Consider the following 18,404-nt stretch of genomic DNA (forward strand, 5'->3'; position numbering starts at 1 on the left):
ATCAAGCCTCATATAGTCATTTGCTTCCCTGGAGAAAATGCTCCTGCTCGAAATACCCTCGCCCGCCACGTCCTTGCAACGGCATAGCATCGTTCATCATGCCAGTCGTTTATTGCATCAAACCTCGCTCGAACCAATGTAGAGGGGTAAGCCCGCGAACCAACCCACCTGCGCTTGCTTACAACATCTTGTCGTAATAATCCCGTGTGACCCATGTCTGCGGGCCAATTTTGATCCACTCAGTTCCGACTGAATCAAAACGGTGCGTGTTGACTGGCCCGAGTTCCGGATTGCTAGGATCGAATATCATCATCACGTCGTGGTAGTGCGTCTTAAAGGACAGGTAGCCGCCCAAGACTGCGCCAGGACCGGCCAGCTTTCCCGCAATACCTTCTAGAATTCCCGGCGCCGCTCCCTTCGGTAGCGCTGCCGGGGGGGCGCTCTTGGGCACGGCGCTGGGCCCCACGCTCTGTTTGGGCGGAGAAATAGGTGGCACGGGCTCCGGAGGTGCCAGCCGAATTGGCGCCTGCAAAGGCTTGGTCGTGCCACCAAGCGAAGGAGGTAGTGGCGACGGACGCGTTGCCTTGCTGCCCACATTCTTAGCGGTTTGAGCTGCCGCTTCAGCTTGTGACAAATGCTTTGTTGGCTGATTGATGCTCGTCATTCTCGCGGTGTTCGGGGGTGCGTTCATATTGGGATGCGATTCGTCCATCATTGCCCGCCAGAAATTGACATCCGTCGAGAATGGCTCGGTCGGATTCGGAACATAGCCGGGTCTGCCGTGAGCGTATTGCAGGTGACCCGGGCGAATTTGACCTTGCATGCCCTTGGTGATTGGAAGGTTCTGAGCCTTCACTGCACTTGGCGGTTTCGCTGCCGTGTCGAGCACTTCAAACCGCGCACCATACTCCTGCACTATTCTGTCCGTTTGAAGTTGGGTGGCGGTCAGCTTTCCTGGGCTAGCGCCCTTTGCTTCGATGCCGTGAAATTCTTTGGTCTTTGGGTCTTGATAGAACACGTCGTAGCGACGAACTGCGGTTGTTCCATCTGAAAGAGTAAGCTTGACCGTTGTCTCGCTGTTGTAGGCAATTCTCTTCTGTTCCAGCGTCTTGTAGATTGTCTGCAGAACCGAGGTTTCGCTCATCGCGGTTTGGGTGCCGCACGGGTCAGTTCCCTTGACAGGCATGCATCTGCAGTATTGATATAGATTAGCGCCATCAACGATTCCCACTGGATCACAATTTGCCCACCTACCCAGCCACGCCGCGTAGTACCTCGCCCCGTGGTAATACAAGCCACTCTCTTCATCTCGCTCCTTCCCTGTATACCGATACCGCTTCGCCGTCTCCGTCTGGCTGCGCGCCGCCTGATAGGTTGAACTGCCGTAGGGTGCGTATTCCTCGTAGGAAATGATCTGTGCCTGTTCATCCAGCTCCAGGCTGCTTGATCCGAGATGATTGCCGAACTGGTAGCGGATCAGCCGCTGCGGTACGTCCTGCTCATCGCCCAGCGTGCGCATCTCCACCAGCGCGATGCGCCGCTTGTCGTCCGTCACGTGCAGCGTCTCGCGCTCCAGTTTCAGCGTGCGCGCATTGAATGGGCCTTGATAGCTGCGAAACACTTCGAACCCGCCGAGATAGATGCGCTCGTCCTTGATACCGCCGTGGTTGGCCAGTTCCGTCACCTTGCGCACACGCTGCCCTGAGGCGTCATAGATGTACCAGGTACGCTCGCCGTGGCGCTCGACGCCGTCCACGTCCTCGTCGTTGACCTTCTGCCGCTGCGTCAACTGCAGCTGGTCCTTGTAGTCCCACTGCATCGCGTTCAGTTGTGGCATGCTCAGCATGTTGCCGTGGGCATCGTGGCGGTAGGACTCCGGCTGCGGGGTGTTGCCTGCCGGATTCAGCATGGTGCGGGTCAGACGGTTGCTGGCCTTGACCGGCGTGCCGTCTTTGCCGTCTTCGATCAGACTGGTTTCCGCGTAGGTGTAGGCGCGCGTCCAGCCCGGATGCGCCGGGTCGCTGCCGCGGTGCTGCATCTGCAGGAAGTTGCCGACCGCGTCGTAGACGTAGCGCTCGGTGTAGGTGCCCATGGCGTTGCCATCGCCGGGATGCAGCAGACCGATTCGACCCGCATCGCTGTAGGAGTGCGGTATCGGCGCGGCTCCTGCTTGCCCCAGATGCTCGCGGCCCTGGGCCTGAATCAGGCGATAGAGTGCGTCGTAGACGTAGTCGTTGCTTGGCTCGACACGCTGATTCTTGAAGTAGATGGCCTGCTGCGCGTCGTCGCGGATGTGGGTGATGTTGCCGGCGGGGTCGTAGGTGTAGTGCAGGTTCTGCACTTGCTTGCCGGGCCAGGCGGGATCAGCGGGCTGCGGGTCGTCGCCGGGGGAATCCGCCGGCTTGCGCCTGGTCAACAGCTGGGTGAGGCGGAAAGTGAGCGGGTCGTAGCGGTAGAAGGTGCTGGCGCCGTTCTTGTAGTCGATGCGCAGGCGCTGGCCCTTGGCGTCGTAGTCGATATCGGTCACGCCGACCCGCGATGGCGCCTCAACGGTCGGGTCGAGCAGCTCGCCCGGTTCCGCCACGCGTTCCAGCCACACGTCCACCCGCTCCAGCAGGTTGGCCTCGTTGAACACCGGCTGGATGACGTTGACCTTGCCGCGGCCCAGGCTGCTGTGTGGGGCGACGGACTGGACGGGGTGATTGAGCGCGTCGTAGCGGGTGCGGCCTTCGAAGGTTTCGGCGTCGAGGTGCGGTTTTGGGTTACGTGACCAGTCGGGAATGGCTTTGTAGTCGCTGATCAGTTGCCTCGTGCTGCGCAGCAGGTTGCCCTTGAAGTCGTAGGCCTCGATCGGCTTGTCGGCGGCGTCGAGCCGAGCATTGGTGGCGATGCCGGCGGAATCAAGGTGGCGGTAGATGCGGGTGCGCAGGTTGAGGCGCTGCGCTTCGGCTTCCTGCTCTTGTGTAGGGTTGAGCGGCGGCTCGCCGTACTCGATCCTGTCGACCAGCAGGCCGGCCTCGTTCGGCGGGTTTAGCGTGCGGGGGTCGGAGTTGGGTTTCAGCGGATCGGGATCGCTGAAGGTGCCCCGTACGTATTGTTCGATCGGGCGGCGCAGTGCGTCGTACTTGGTCGTGAAGTTGTGGCCGCGGCTGTCCCAGGCGCGAATCGGCTTGCCGGCCACGTCATTGAGCATCCAGCGCGCGCCGGCTTCCTGGCTTTGCTGGTGGATGCGGTTGCCCAGCATGTCGTAAGCGTACTGCATGACGATGCGCTGCTCCAGCGCGCCCAGGGGCAGGTTGTCGGTGTCGGGCAGCTTGCGTTCGTCGAACACCGTGCGCTGGTTGCCTTCGATGTCCAGCTCGACGCGGGTGCGGAATTGCTCGTCGGGTTTGTTGTGCAGCAGATGACCTTCGCAGACCACCCGGTTGCGCGCGACTGTCAGGAAGGGACGGCCCAGGGCGTCGAAATGGGCAGTGGTAGGTGTATCGGCATGGGCCCCGGCGCGTTCGGCAGCGTTGCGTTCGTCGGTGCCCAGTGCGTTGCCGATACGCTGGGCGTACCAGGTCTGCCAGGGCTGCGCTGAATCTACCGACAGTGCCTCGAAGTACTTCTTGACGTAGCCGCCGATGTCGGGGTCGGTGCGCGGATCGCCGGTTTCGCGCGGTGGCGGGTCGCCAGGCTTCTGGACCGGCGGCGCGCAGGTGTCGTTAACGTCATAGGTTGTCTGCTGCCAAGGGTCGAACGTCACTTTTTCGTAGGTGTGGTTCGGGTGCAGCGTAGCGATGACGCGCTCGGCCGGGTCGTAGAAAAGCACCGGGCTGACGCCGATGCGCATATCCAGCTCAAAACGGTGGGTGTCGGTAAAGAAGGGCTCGTACTGGCGAATCGGCTTGCCCTTGTTGTTGAACACTGTCCAGCCGCTGCCAACCCAGCGCGGGCTCACCTCATTCGGTGTCATCACCGGCTGGCCGTCGACCCCGACGATAATCTTGCCCGCGGCATCCCGCTGCGGCACCGGCCCGGGCTCGGCCTGGATCTTCTTCTGGACTTCGCGGCCGAAGCCGTCAGAGTAGCTGAAGCTGAGCGGGATTTTCAGGCCCTGCGGCGACAGCGGGGCGTGGAGGTGGGTTTCGCGAACGAGCGTGGCGGCGCAGGCGGGCAGCCACTCTTTTGGTTCATCGGGGTGTGCCTGTTGCGTGCGGCGGAAGCGGTCGAGGCCGTAAAGGATGCGTGTGGTCGCGTCTTCCAGCAGTGCCGCCGCGTTGGCGTGCGGGTCGACGGCGTCGAAGAAGTCGTCGAGTTCGTCTTGCGTGAGGTCTGTGGCGAAGCCGGCGAGCGAGTCGCCTTCCGCCTCCGCCGGGTGCGGCTTGCCCATCACGGCGGTGCCGACCACCATGCCGAGCGCATCGAAAGCGACTTCGGTCCGGTTGCGATTCGGATCGCTGATCAGGCGCGGCTGCAGCACGCGGTAGTCGTTGGCATCCACCGTGACGCGGTTGTTCAGCGCGTCGCGGGTTTCGACCATCAGCAGGCCATAGGCGTCGAAGTCGACGAAGGCGTGCTGATCGAAGGGGTCGCGGTAGCGGCGCGGTTGGAAGAAATGGGCGCGGGCCTCGGCCAGCTCGACGGGGGCTGCCACGTCGTCCGGGTGATAGAACAATCGGCCCGAAGGGATCCACCAGTGGCTATTGCCGACCAGGTCGACATAGCCGCCCTGGTCGCCGGCTTGGCCGCCGAGGATCGCTGCCCGGGCCGCCAACGGCAGCAAGAATTCGTCGGGTTGCGCTAGGCGTGGACGCTTGAACACCTGATCCAGCAGCCCGGGGGTGAAAGCGAGCCTGTAGCTTTCGCCCGAGAGTGCAAGTGGTTCGAGCTTGTTGAGGGGTAGCAGACCGCTGAGATCGTCCTTGCGATAGAGCGTGCAGACGTGCTCGATCAGGCGTTTCTGCTTCTGCCCGGCGGTGGATTCCTCCTCGTATTTCAAGGGCGCTGCGGTGGCAATCTCATCGACGAGCCGCTTGAAACCCAAGCGCTTGTCGTACTGGGCCACGCCGGTCAGCTCGTAGCTGCGTGATTCACACGGGTGCGGGCTGCGGTAGTCGTCCGGGTACTTCGTCGTATCGTCCACGGCATTGGTGACGGTGTTTTCTGCGCAGGTCATCAGCGCCGTTGTCTGTCGGTTGCGATCCCATTGCTCCGACAACGGTGAGGCGCGGCGGCCGTAGCCGATGGCAGCCTGTTTGAGGACGTTGCCGAAATCATCGACTTCCATTGTCAGCGCATGCTGGATGCGTGGGTCGGTGGGGTTGCGTTCGTAGTGGTAAGTCAGCGCCTCGCGCGCATGGGTGAAGAAGACGGCGTGGCGATTCAAGCCACGTGGCTGCAAGGCGCGGATAGTGAAGTTCTGTTCGGCGACGGTGTAGGGGTGGCCATGGGGATAGTCGGCGTCCACGCCCACGCCGTCCAACGCATAGATCTCCTGGCGCAGCATCGCGCCTTTCAACGCCCGGCAGGCTTCGCGCTCTTCTTCGACGCCCAAGCCGTCGGGCAGGAGAGTATCTTCGAGCAGCAGCTCACGCGCCTGCGCGTCGCTTAGACCCGGCTCGCGGAAGTACTCACCAACGTCGTGCGCGTCCAGAAGCCCGGCAAAGTAGTCGGCGACGTGGTCGCGGCCGCGGTAGACGCCGGTATGGAACCAGGTTCTGGTCAACACCGGCGGCACATGCGAAGCACTGTCGATGTTGTCGGCCGGCACCGCTCCGTCGGCTAGGGCTGCGAACTGCTCGGTATCCCACTGCTCCACCATGCCGAAGCCGCGAAACTCGCGCTCTTCCCCGTCGAAGTAGCCGTGGTGGTAGGCGTAGCGGGTGACGAAGCGGTTGCGGCTGATGTGGTCCCAGGTTTCCACGCGCTCGACCACATGCACCGGGAACGGCAGCCGGGTGATCCAGGGCCTGCCGTCGCGCTTGTCCTGCAGGTAGAACTTGGTCGAGGGGGCGTAGTTGACGCGCGTCTCCGCCCCGAGGTTGTTGACAGTCTTGACCAGCAGGTGTGGCTTCTGCCCGCCCATCAGGTTGACGTAGCGCATCGGCCGGCGGGCGTCACCCGGTAAGGACGACGACCAGACCAGGCAGGCGGTGCCGTTGCCCAGCAGGTCAATGGGCACGATACTCGCGAGGTCATCGATACGCGGGAACACCTTGAGCACCTGCGGCTGGCTCCAGCCGTTGCCCGACTGGTTGAAGTAGAGCCGCACGCCGTCGCGGTGCAGGTAGATAATGTCGGTGGTGCCGCTGCCGTCGATGTCGGCCAGGCGGATCCGCTTGTGATCGAATTGGTCGCAATGATCGAAGCAGGCCGAGCAACCGCTTTCGTCTGTGAAGCTCATCGTGACCTTGGCACCGAAGCGACAGTAGCCGAGATTGGGCCAGTAGCACACCTCGCCGTTGCGGATGCGAACCAGGTCGGTGAGACCGTCGCCGCTCATGTCGGCGAGAAAGATGGATTGCGTGCCGTCAGCAAAGACGAGGCGTGGGCCCTTCTCCTCGTCGAGCGCTTGCGCGACGCGCCGGGCCGGACCGAAGCCTGCTTCGGCGAGCGAGGCATGCCAGACCAAGGCGTCGTCTTCGGTAATCAGCACATCGGCGTGGCCGTCACCGTCCAGGTCGACGAACTTGAGGTTGGGGTCGCGCAGATCGCGGGTCAGGCGCGACGTAAAGGGGCGGAACGACTGCCAGCCTTCGGCCTCGTCATGTTCATATAAGCCAGGGGTAGGGCCTTCCATGACGACCACGTCGGGTTGGCCGTCGCCGGCCAGATCCATAAACTCCGTACCGCTGCTGAGGGCCGCATTGGGCTTGAGAGTGACGATTTCGAGCGGAGCGAACCAGGCCTTGACCGCTTCGCTGCCGTCGGTCTGCTTCTGTGGTATCGGGCTCCAGTTGCGCTTGTAACACCAGGCACCAGCCTGCTCGGTGAGGATGCCGGGGATGCCTTCGCCGTGCAGATCGGTCCAGCGATAGGTGTTGCCATCCAGACCGATGGGCAGGTTCTTCAGGCTCGCCAGATCGGCCTCTTCGACGATCTCATGCACGATGGGCACGGTATAGGTGAACTCCACCGGCGGCAGACTGCGGCGGGTGGTCGAACCACCTTCCTGCTTCCACCCCGTTTGCGCCACCTGTTTCAGGAAGCTGTAGACGGGCCGGGTGGCAAGACCGGGGTCGATCTCGTCGTCGTAAGTGAATTCGGTGCTGCGAACTACACCCTGGTAGCCGGGTTGCGCCGCCCGGCCCGGGCCCGCCGGCTGATCGGGGATGTGGTGCAGCATCAGCACCCGCTCACAGCGGCGGCAGGTGCGCACCTCGAAACCCGAGCGGTAGCTGGAGAAGGCATCAAGACGGTAGCGCCAAGGCTTCTCTGGCTGGCCCGTCGGATTGCCCTCGTTCAACTCTCCGTAATCGAAGCGCACTTCGAACAGCCAGTCGGCATCCGTGTCCGATGGCGGATTTGGTAGATCGCTCAGATATCGGGGGCGCCGGCCCTGGGCATCCAGCAAGGGCTTGAGGTTGCCGTACAGCACACGCTGCAGGTAGCGTTGCGCGGTGCGGCGCGAATCGGAGGCGAGGCCTCGGTTGCGCTGGTGGACCTGATTGAACGGATCGGCTTGACCTGGCCGTAGCTGGTAGTCGCCATCCTCCTTTTTGTAGAGGTAGCGAATGCCATTGCCCTTGTCATCACGCGATTCGCAGATTAGCCAGGAAAAGATGCGGCTGGCGTCGAGCGGGTCGGCAATACGCGAATTGGCGTCATGGCCGTAGAGCGTGAGGATGTTGTCCTTCGAGATCGAGCGCCAGTGGACGTCGCCGGGCGAGCCGATCTTGCTCCATCGCTCGATGCGCGCGAAGAGCCCTTCGATGCGAGGACGGTAGCGGTGGACTCGATAGCCGTTGATGTCGTCTTCGTGGACGACCAATTGGCCTGCTGCATCGCGCACCCAGTTGCCGTCGGAACTCTGCCGGTAAACCGGCACCAGGTCCTCGGCGCCCGAGAGAGTAAAGACGTCGGAATCGACCGCATCGACATATTGCGGCAGGCCCTTGTCGGTCTTGCGCGTGATCGACGGTAACGCCAGGCTCCAGCCGAAACCGAATGGGCCGTTGCCGGCGCCGGAATTATAGCTCAGTGAGAGTTGCGGGCCGAAGCCCGAACGGCCTGGACTGGTATAGATGGGCACCGACATCGCGCCGGTGCCCGTGACCGGGTTGGCGGCAAACTTTTCGCCCATGCCCCGGATGCTCCCGCCACCTTTCGGAAAAACAATCGATGGCGGCGTGACTTGGCCACGACCTTCAGCTCCTTCCTTGCGGCCGGGGAGGTCGAGGTGATTTCCTTCTCTAGTGTTCGCTTCCACCACACCCCCCAAGCCGCTAATTCCAGCTTATGCAGATAGGGTCTGTGCTATGTAGTTTTTATAGCCTCTCGTCGTATAAGCTGCTAGAAAAATTTTTGTCACTAGGTAAGGGGGTAAAACCCTAGGTGACTCAGTAAGCCGTCATATCTTAATCAGGTGAATTTGACATGCGATAATGGGCCGAAACTGACCAGCAAAGCGAAGTTCTTTTAGGGCGTGAGCGGGAGATTACGCTGGTATTTATTCATCCAAGTAAGCCGACATAAAACGCCTTTATTGAGAACTTTAACGGCAAATTCCACGATGGATGCCTCAATCAGCACTGGTTTCTGGGTCTCACCGATGCCCGGCATGAAATCAACCAAGGGAGAGCCCACTGCAACAACCCTGTCAGACCGCACAGCTTGCTGGACTATCTGCCACCCGTGACCTATGACCAGCGGTATGCATGAAGGAGCGGTTTTCTCATTGTAAGTGGTCCTAAACCAGGGAGAAGGTCAGTAGGGCTCGCGTCTCGCCGTGATGATAAGCTGAGGTCAGCGTCTGCTGTTCAGCTGCCGTGAGAGGTACAACGAAGCGGCGCTTTGCCATGGGGTCATCCGTGTCAGTGATCCGAGCGTCGGTAATACACGAAAACTTCAGATCAGAGACTTACCTGACACGTAGCTCTACTATCCACCCCCCCCACGGGCCTGGTCTCTCCCGCCTGCTAAAGTCGCATGTAGAGCGTTTCTCTCAAATGAACCAGACACAGTCCCAATCCGACGTATTGGGACGGAGATCTCCCATGGACACCAAGTCTCTTGCCCCGTCAATGCCATGGAAACGTCTCCGAGCATACGGGAGAGAGGGATAACTCTGGAGCGCATCCGGCGACGGATCGAGCATGATAATATGAGTTAAGCTCTCTAATGCACCAACGCCGGCCACGGGGCTGGCGTTAGACGCAGCAATCACTAGGGTCTCTCGAGACGCCCCCGCTTGATATCGATAAAGGAGGCAGTAAGGTCAGCGGACGCTAGCCCGGATATTGCACCAGACATGCAAAAAGCGGCTGAAAATCGGTTATAATTCAAGCTCCTATACAAGAACCAACCGACTCAGCCGCCATGACAAAATGTACCACGCCGACCGCCGCCTTTCCACGCTGCAAAGGCCGTCAGATCCTCGCCAGCTTCGATGGCGGTGACGTCACCTCCGACGGCGGCATCCTGCTGCTGCGGCAGATGGATCGTGAGGTGGGCCTGACTCGCGCCGTCGCCCGCCGGATCAGCGATGATCGTGACCCGCAGCGCTGCCTGCATCGCACCGAAACTCTGGTCCGGCAACGCGTGTTCGGCCTGGCGATGGGCTATGAAGATCTCAACGACCACCATGCCCTGCGTCATGACATCGCCCTACAGACCGCCGTCAATACGGATGGCGTGCTGGCCAGCCAGTCGACCCTGTGTCGCTTCGAACAGCAGGCCGGCCGGGATTGGGCGGTCGCCATCCACGAGGAGATGATCGAGCAGTTCATCCGTTCGTTCCGGCAGCCGCCCAAGAAGCCGCTCTACCTCGACTTCGATGCCACCGATGACCGAGTACACGGCCAGCAACTCGGACGGCACTTCAATGGTTACTACGACCACTACATCTTCCTGCCGCTATGCGTATTCTGTGGCGACCAGCTGCTGGTCAGCTATCTGCGTCCGGCCTCGCGAGATGCCGCCCATCACGCCGGCGCCATCCTCGCCTTGCTGGTCCGGCGGCTGCGCCAAGAATGGCCCGATGTGAAGATCGTCTTCCGTGGCGACAGCGGCTTCTGCCGCCCGCTGATCCTCAATTGGTGCGACCGCCACGGCGTCGATTACATCATCGGCATCGCCGGCAACCAGCGCCTGGCCAAGCTGGCTCTAGACATCGACTACGCGTCGGCCATCCGCTTCGAGAAGACCTGGGAGAAGCAGCGTGTCTTCGGCTTCATCAAGTACGCCGCCGGCAGTTGGAACAAACGCCGACGACAGGTGATCGTCAAGTCCGAGACCACGCGGCGCGGCTTCAACACCCGCTATGTGGTCACCAACCTGCGGGGTTGCAGCGCCGAATGGCTCTACGATAATCGCTACTGCGCCCGGGGCGAGATGGAGAACCGCATCAAGGAGCAGCAGTTCCTGTTCTCCGACCGCACCAGTTGTCACGAGTGGTGGCCCAACCAGTACCGGCTGCTGCTCTCGGGGCTGGCCTACCTGCTGCTGGAACGGATGCGTCGGGTTTACCTCAAACGCACCGCCTTCGCCCAAGCCCAGGTCAACACCATCCGCCTGAAGCTGCTGAAGATCGGCGCCGTCATTACCCGCAACACGCGCACTATCCGGTTGATGCTGAGCAGCCAGTATCCCGAGCAAGACCTTTTCCTGAAGCTGGCCAGCAAGTTGGTGCCGGGATAGCGTCGCAGCGTGCTGTCCCCGGCACAGAAAAGACATGGGGGTTGGGGGAAGTGCGCCCTGAAGCCAGGAAATTGATCAAGAAATAGCCAATCCCAACCCCGATCGCCATCATCCCCACCGAGCCTGGAATCTGGGAGCGTCTGGCCGGCCCGGTGCAATATCCGGGCTAGGTGTCAGCCGTAAGTGGGTGGCGAGGTACGAGTGGCTACTGGAGGCAGCCGGCTGCACGCCATGGGGAGACGCTGGTTGGATCACGTTGACTCTTTTATATTCTAGTTCGGGTCTATCGCCTAAGAATGCGTGAGTGTCCCGGCCGATGCCGGACTCAACGTTTTTGAGCGGCTTTGCCACAAAGCCGGCGGTGCAGCCTTCGCATCGCTAAATATAGGCGCACACGTGCCAGACCCAATCCCACCAGCTTGCCGATCAGTGCACTGGCGAATAATACAGCCAATCCGATAGCTACGGTGCTTTGCCAGGCTCTTCCTGCTATTGGCATCAAAAGCGTATGAATGACCCAACTTATGGTCACGATGAGCATCACAATCGACCCGAAACGGCAACCACAGTCTTCGCGCAGGCTATCCAGCCGCCGCTTCACAACCACCGCCTCATGGGCGGGTAAAGACTCCAGGTATATTTGCAATATGCGATCGTTCATCATCGTCATCATGTTAGCTCAATTCGCCTATTAGCGAGGCAGTCTGTTGGAAAGTGCGCAATGATGTAATCCCACACTTTTTTGGCCTCATCGTGGGTGAACTGCGGTTCGCCACTAAAACAGAGGTATTCCGGCACCAGCCATCCGCTCCACCAACTACGGTCCTTAGGGTTGACCATGATGCGGTCTAACCCATCCACATGGCAGAGTCCAAAGGTATGCCCGAGTTCGTGGATGGGTACCCATGTGCGCGCCCAATCCGGAAGTCCATGTCTATAAATAGCTCCGGTGCCCCCATGGTTTCCAAGTGTCCCACCACCCTCCAGACAAGTGCTTGAATACATGCAAGCAGCGTAGCCGGTATAAGAATCGTGTGCTTGAAAACGGAAGGTTGCAAAGATGACTGGTTGGCACAATAAATACCTGGCCCTTTCTTCAGCAGTGATGTCCTTGGGATCATTAGGGTGGTTGCATTTGAATCCTCGAACCGCAGGTTCGCGGTTGAACGGGTTTTCGGCCAGCAGATTTATCACTTCACACGAATTTTGTAACTTGTCAGTTTTAGTAATAACAGCTTGCACTTGGGTTGGTTCAGTAAGAAGCACGTCCTGTAGATCAACAACGAGCTTCAAGCCAATTGTATCCCCCTTGATTTGGATATTGTGAACTCTGTCGATGAGAGCGGAATCACTCATAGCATAGATTGAAAACCTCTTGCTGCTTGGATTATTCAAGTATGAATCGATATCGGATTCAGATGAAACGTCGCCACGAATCTCCGGTTTGCTTCTTTGCAAAAAATTGTCCCATCTAAAACCTGCCAACTTTTTAAGGTCCACTCTCATGGCAGGGTTTGTCTCATTGTTCCAACGGACCAAGGCGGGAATGGTTTCGCCTGGCTCTGTGAAGTCGGATCGAACAAAGCCACGGTAACTCGTCAGAGTCAAGCGCAAGCCGAAACCACCCCCATTGATACCAAGCGCCTCTTTAATCTGAGAACGGTCGTCATCGGTGAAGCGGGAACTTTTATCGATGAGATCTTCTGCATAGCTTATTAGACGCCATTTATTAGCGCTTTCTCGAAATGCTCCGTAGAGACCGCATGGGAGGATAACCGTCCGAATTATATCTCCGATCAAGCCGCCTGCAGCGCCCACGATTTTAAGGAAACCATCCCAGATGCGACTCCAGTCCCATGTAAAAATGCCAGCAATAATGTCCCAGCCGCCCTTTATAATCGCGATGAGAAGATCGAAGAAGTCACCTAATATTTCACAGACGCTTTTAACCACCCATTTCACTATTGTGACAATGACCCAAACCAGGGAGCAGAACCATTTGTTGCAGCAGGCGCACCACCACTTACATTTTCGCTTTACACACTGCTCAACTTGTTGCGAGACATTATCTTCCACCCACTCGCCGATCTGATGACAATACTTCTGTGCCATATGCTTCTCCTTTCTTGCACCTAGCAACTAAGTTACTGGCAATACAAGACCCTTATAGGAATGCACCCGTCGGTCGAAAGCATGCTCTGACAGCTTTACCGGGCTCTGCTTGCGCCTAATAGTTTTCTGGAAAAACTGTTGCGCTATTGGCTGGGCAGACCAGGTATCATCTGGGGCAATACCTCGATACATCACTGTCGTGACGTAGATGATATGATGATGCCGAAGTCGTTAAACTTCATTGCAGCGTTGTTCAATCATGGCGGCTTAAAGAGGCGCTAGGGAGGCCAGGGCAGGGGGCCCATTTCCGCTGCTCGTCCATATACTTACCGAGCGGGTGCATGATGATGGAGGCGTACTCATCCTCTGGGTTAAGGCAGTAGTGCTAAGGGCCTGGCAGCACACTGACATTCAGTTCGTAGTGCGCCGGTACAGCATTACCACTGGTCGCTTTGAAATCGAGCGCCAAGTCAGCTGGCGATCTGCTGATCGTATGTTTAGCGATAAAGTCATCTCGGTCGTACCAATGGTCACCATCATTCTCGAACAAGCTCAACTCCGGCGATCCTTGGAACAGGAATTCGTCGCCCAGGGATTTTGTCTGGCCCTGTGTCATGTTAGGCAATGACCTTTTGGTTCCGTTAAAGGTCACGTACAGCTCATCCGTGAAGGTCTCCGCCTGCCGTAGGCATGTGATGGATCTAAGGCGGAGAATGGCCATCCTAGGGGTCTCCGAGTCCGCCGTTACGCTTACATTTAATACGTAGTGTGCCCCTATGGCGTTGCCGCTGGTGGCTTCGAAATCGAGCGCTACGTCAGCTGTCGATTCGGTGATGACGTGTTTGTCGATAAAATCGTCTCGATCGTACCAATGGTTTCCATCATTCTCGAACAAGCTCAGTTGCGGCGATCCTTGGAATAGAAATTCGTCGCCCAGGAATTTTGTCTGACCCTGAGTCATGTTGGGCAACGATCGCTTTGTGCCGTTGAAGGTTACATACAGCTCATCCGTAAAAGTCTCCGCCTGCTGTATGCATGTGATTGATATGAGTTTAAGTATGGCCATGTTTCTCTCCTTATCGTCATCGATTGTCTTGAAACCGGCCTAACGATATGAAAGAATTCTTCGAGCCGTCAGACACGGATTCTTATCGGCGTGCCGCATTCATACGGCGTCCAGTTGTACCGAGAAAACGCTATGGCGTGGTCGAGGTCATCTACGTCATCCGCACAATCTGTATGCTTAGTTTGGAGCACAAAATATCGGTTGATGCTGCCCCACCGATGGCAATAGATAGATTCAATTTTGTTGTTCATACGCTAACAGGTATTATGCGGTAAGCGGCATCCGTCAGGAAGTTCATTCGCGTTCCACTTGGTCGCCGTGGACACTACCGACGAACGTTTACGATCGCGGACTTCAAAATCTTTCGAGATTTCTCTTTCCTCACCAACCCGCTGGAGAAGAACTAAAAGAAATTCCAATAAGAACTCGCGATATCATTGAAATTAAAATCAGAGAACCTTGGATGCTGGAAGTAAGGATATCCGATAAGATATAGTCTTCGACCACGATACCACGAGTGTTCAAAGAGAATATTACCGCCCCAGGCTTTCGCCGAAGATGCCCGATCGTTAAAGCGGTAAGGCCACCATTTAAAATTAGGCCATGTTACGGAATAAAATTTGCTACCCCCTCGAAAGTCGTTATCTCTATAAAGTAACACTGAACCGATAGAAGTGTATCGGTGGTACTCTTCGATCCTCTTTTGCTGCTCATCGCTATTCATGTCTTCAAGTTCCAAATTCATCAGTTTGTCCGCTTGGGATTGGGCATGTTGGAGCAAGTAGTAATCGACCAAGGAGTCTGGATCGTTCAGAAAACGTTCGTGAATTGCTGAAATGCGCGCGTTGGCATCCTAAAGATTTTTGGCTATAGTCGGGTCTATCTTCGTCACTAGACGCATGCATTCATCGTTTGAAACATCTTTGATGACTTCTACACCTTTGTCTCCAACTTGCATTGCTATTACATGCACATCTGTTGTTTTCTTCATGACATCTTCCTCTTTAGAGTTGCGCGATCCAACGGACGATTCTCCGCGATGAAGCGGCAGGGGAGTATCCAGCGTGGTTGTCTATGTCCCGTGACATAACGTTTGAATTAGCGGGCATGTGCGCACCAATGAAGTTTGTACTGACTAGAGCTATATAGGCCCACGCAGGTAATGGCAGACAAAAATGGTACATCGCGCCCTCGCCACGCTGATACATGAACATGGGAGCATCCAGCACCCCCTGGCCGCTCGGAACTGTGCCACGATCGCACAGGCATGTGCCACCAGCCAACTGGGCGGGGCACGTGACCCCAACCCTGGCCATGTTACGAGATGTCGCCACCATCATTGAACGGACAGTTGCCGATTGAGCCAAACGGTACTTTGGAAAAGTACGTCCACAGGGTGTGGACCCACGGGCCGTTGCCTGTGCCGAACGGGTTCCAAGTCCAATAGGCCCACTCGTAAAGCAATCCGCCACAGCAACCCTGGTACTTGCGCCTAAAGGGGGACCAGCTGAATCTCCTGCGCCAAGGAAGGAAATCGTATTGATAGCGAGTTACCGTTCGCGACTTCTTGCAGGGGTAGGGAAAAATCCATTTCCAGCAAACAGTCCAATACGTCTCGACGACATTTACCCGTTCTTTGCATGCCATGATGTTCTCCTCGTATAAGGCTTTTCAGTCTAAGTTTTCTCATTAACAGGTAGTTGGCATTCAATGCATCCCTGACCCTTTACGTCCTTTCAAAATTCGAGAGGGATAGCTTATGCTCTACTGACCATCATCCATGGTGACGATCTTGGTTATGTTCTTCTTCTGTTTCGCGTCCCAATCAATCTTGGCGAGTAGGTACGCAAAGCAAATACCTCTGGATATCTCGACTGTCGTTGTATCGGAAGCTGACCTGCTGCCTATAAGGCTTTTTTCGTTCCCTGCGGGGCATTTGGTGCACAAGGAATCAGGCGTCTCCGGTCACGGCCAATGGGATGGGAAAATATGCTGACATACATGCGCTGCGGCCCCTTCAGCCACAATCTCACGGCTCATTGGTGAGCCCGAACGCTGGCGCTTCGCTCGACACCCGCCCTTTGCCTGGCGGCTTTCACGAGAACGCGGACCTCTTTCAAATACTCCAGCGCCTCTGCGCGCGTTCGCAGGGCGTTGACGCGAGCTACAATCGAGTCATGCTCACTCGGCGGCGCGACCTCAAGTTGCTGGGCAAGACCCGACGCGACGGTGGCTGCAATCCTGCCCGTCGGATCGTCATCAATGGACTTGTCTGGCTGTTCAGCTACGGTCGCTTCGAAGGAGACCTCGACGACTCGGGCGATCGCCCCACCCATCGGATCCGGCAGTTTCGTGGGAGTATCGGAACGCGGCACATCGAGCATGGCAAGGGGCTTCAAGTCCGAGGTTGCCGACGATCGGCTCGTGAGTTCCTTGAGGCCGAAGAGCCTTATCACTGTGGATACGATCGTCGAGTGCTCGTAGCGGCGATGGTCGATCAGATTCCGGGGGATACGCGGTGAGATGACGATCGCGGGGACTCGCGGCCCGAGCTGATCGAAGGTGAACCCGAACTTCCGCCCCGTAGCACCGGTCCGCCGCGCCGACGGGGGAGCCAGGTGATCATAGAAGCCGCCGTGCTCGTCATAGGTGATGATGAGCATGCTGTCGCCCCAGAGCGGCGAGGCGCGCAGAGCTTCATAGGTTTCTTTAATGATCATCTCGCCCGCCCTGACGCTGCCGAGAGGATGCTGCGAGTTGCCACCCCCGAACTCGGAAAGCGGGTCGTAGCTGGGTTCGATAAAGGTGTATGCCGCGTCATAGGAGGGAGAGGCAACGTCCTCGCGGAAATCCTCGAACTCGTCGATATCGAACGTCCGACTGACGCCTTTGAGCAAGGCGACGTTGGGAAAACTGTCGTCGCTGTAGATTCGCCACTTAACGCCGGCTTCATCAAGCCGATCGAAGATCGTTCCACCTTTGAATGCAATGCCGGACCATGGGCTCGAGAAGGCTTCGGCATACTCTGTTTTCGTAGGTCCGTTGTCGAAGAAACCGGCGGTAGCCGCATGAACGAAGAAGCGGTTGGGCTCAGTGGGGCCCGGCATGGACGAGAACCAGTGATCGCAGACGACGAACTCTCGCGCGAGAGCCGTGATGACCGGGACTTGATCCGGCGTAAAACACCGCATGGCCCCGTTCGGCAACTCCGGATGCGACTTGGCATAGACCGATACAAATCCCGAGTTGTTGATCGGCGGGTATGGCTGTCCGCTCACGTACACGGTCCCCTCGCCGCAAAGCTGTTCGAGGACACCTGGAAAACTATGCGATGGGTCATGCTCGGCCCGGTCCGGAGCACCTGGCTGCACCGTGTAGGTGACGCCGTTGTAGGAATTCGACTCCGATCCATTCAATCCATCGAGGGAAGTCGGCTGACCGGTCGCCGCATCGGTCCCGGTGATACCCGAGAACCCAAGCATGTGGTCGAACGAGCGGTTCTCCAGCATCAGTACGAACACGTGCTTGATCTTGGACTTACGATGGTCGCGCACGATGGGATCGGAACCGCTGTGACCTGGAACCCTCCGAGGGGCTTCGCCCCGATGATCGCGCACGACGACTCTTTCCCCGCCAGGTAACGGTGCTGTGCGCGGCGGAACAGGCGGCGCCACTCCGGCCATCGCGCTATTCATCGCTTTTCCGTCCCTTGCTCGTTTCCGCTCCCAATGACCGCTTACAAATTGCCCATCACGCATCGCACCGCGCACCCAAATGAATCCCCCGCGCTCGGTTCGAAAAACGTGCACGTACGAGGTCTTCTTAGCGAAGCCGTACACCAAAAGATCAGGGCAATCCTCGAGTAGTTCGATCGAAGCACCGTAGCCACCGAACTCGTTGGCGTGCTCGTACAGAACGGCACAGTAGCCTGGCGCCACGCGAATCGAAGAGGCGACGTCGTTGCAGTCAGCTGTGAGCCTGGTGTGGCCCTCGTTGAGAGGCACGCCCGAACCAGTAAATTGTCGATCGCTGAATAGTGTGACCGGACCTTGTGTCATGATGGCCCTCTCTCTTTGAGCACACCGCACGGTGTGCTGGCGCGAGTCCTTTTGCTCGTCATTAACTTGCTGTTCATAGCCTTTCTCGCGGGCAGTGGTTTGTCACGCGGTGCTTGAGCAATATTGTGGCAGGGGAGGCTGGTGCTACCAGAGAAGTGGGAAGCCCCATCCGATAGTGCGAAGAGCACCTACTGCAAGCTCTTTGATCTCTTTGGTGATGTATACGGCGCAGTTTCCCGATGCGGCAGAAACTAATGGCAAAGGGCCTCCATGCGTGTGAGACGCTCTTGCTGAGCCAAGACAGGTACAGGAGCCGCTCGGATATC

At 58.0% G+C, this 18,404-nt stretch carries 8 protein-coding genes; 2 read left to right on the top strand and 6 right to left on the bottom strand.

The features are described 5' to 3' along the window. Positions 1-178: 178 nt before the first annotated feature. Complete coding sequence (locus tag FGL86_RS11615; RefSeq protein ID WP_147184699.1) at positions 179-8,287, bottom strand: SpvB/TcaC N-terminal domain-containing protein; 8,109 nt, start codon at positions 8,285-8,287, stop codon at positions 179-181. Positions 8,288-8,688: 401 nt separating this feature from the next. Between FGL86_RS11615 and FGL86_RS11620 the strand changes: the two genes are divergently transcribed. After that, complete coding sequence (locus tag FGL86_RS11620) at positions 8,689-8,865, top strand: integrase core domain-containing protein (RefSeq protein WP_147186180.1); 177 nt, start codon at positions 8,689-8,691, stop codon at positions 8,863-8,865. A 657-nt stretch (positions 8,866-9,522) separates the two neighbouring features. Next, entirely contained in the window at positions 9,523-10,842 is a 1,320-nt protein-coding gene (locus tag FGL86_RS11625) for an IS1380 family transposase (RefSeq protein ID WP_147184700.1), read from the top strand. A 325-nt stretch (positions 10,843-11,167) separates the two neighbouring features. Here the strand turns inward: FGL86_RS11625 and FGL86_RS11630 are convergent, their stop codons facing one another. From FGL86_RS11630 to FGL86_RS11645, 5 genes are all read right to left on the bottom strand, one after another. Further along, positions 11,168-11,515, bottom strand: a complete 348-nt coding sequence (locus tag FGL86_RS11630) for a hypothetical protein (RefSeq protein ID WP_147184701.1) — start codon at positions 11,513-11,515, stop codon at positions 11,168-11,170. Next, positions 11,512-12,954 (bottom strand): hypothetical protein, encoded by a 1,443-nt coding sequence (locus FGL86_RS11635; protein ID WP_147184702.1) that lies wholly within the window; start codon positions 12,952-12,954, stop codon positions 11,512-11,514. The genes FGL86_RS11630 and FGL86_RS11635 overlap by 4 nt, the downstream gene beginning before the upstream one ends. A 385-nt stretch (positions 12,955-13,339) precedes the next feature. Further along, the gene (locus FGL86_RS11640; RefSeq protein WP_147184703.1) at positions 13,340-14,020 is read right to left on the bottom strand and encodes a hypothetical protein; all 681 of its coding nucleotides are present in this window, start codon (positions 14,018-14,020) and stop codon (positions 13,340-13,342) included. A gap of 853 nt (positions 14,021-14,873) precedes the next feature. Then, on the bottom strand, positions 14,874-15,011 hold the full coding sequence (locus tag FGL86_RS17945) for a hypothetical protein (RefSeq protein ID WP_186764390.1): 138 nt from the start codon (positions 15,009-15,011) through the stop codon (positions 14,874-14,876). Positions 15,012-16,056: 1,045 nt separating this feature from the next. Continuing rightward, on the bottom strand, positions 16,057-18,078 hold the full coding sequence (locus FGL86_RS11645; protein WP_147184704.1) for an alkaline phosphatase family protein: 2,022 nt from the start codon (positions 18,076-18,078) through the stop codon (positions 16,057-16,059). Positions 18,079-18,404 lie beyond the last annotated feature (326 nt).

The sequence above is a fragment of the Pistricoccus aurantiacus genome, from assembly GCF_007954585.1.
In the GTDB taxonomy this organism is placed as follows: Bacteria; Pseudomonadota; Gammaproteobacteria; order Pseudomonadales; family Halomonadaceae; genus Pistricoccus; species Pistricoccus aurantiacus.

What these genes read in the sequence shown, in the direction of transcription:
- FGL86_RS11615 (WP_147184699.1), bottom strand. Translation starts at nt 8,287, where the DNA reads ATGGGCGAAAAGTTTGCCGCCAACCCGGTCACGGGCACCGGCGCGATG.
- FGL86_RS11625 (WP_147184700.1), top strand. Translation starts at nt 9,523, where the DNA reads ATGACAAAATGTACCACGCCGACCGCCGCCTTTCCACGCTGCAAAGGC.
- FGL86_RS11630 (WP_147184701.1), bottom strand. Translation starts at nt 11,515, where the DNA reads ATGATGACGATGATGAACGATCGCATATTGCAAATATACCTGGAGTCT.
- FGL86_RS11635 (WP_147184702.1), bottom strand. Translation starts at nt 12,954, where the DNA reads ATGGCACAGAAGTATTGTCATCAGATCGGCGAGTGGGTGGAAGATAAT.
- FGL86_RS11640 (WP_147184703.1), bottom strand. Translation starts at nt 14,020, where the DNA reads ATGGCCATACTTAAACTCATATCAATCACATGCATACAGCAGGCGGAG.
- FGL86_RS17945 (WP_186764390.1), bottom strand. Translation starts at nt 15,011, where the DNA reads ATGAAGAAAACAACAGATGTGCATGTAATAGCAATGCAAGTTGGAGAC.
- FGL86_RS11645 (WP_147184704.1), bottom strand. Translation starts at nt 18,078, where the DNA reads ATGACACAAGGTCCGGTCACACTATTCAGCGATCGACAATTTACTGGT.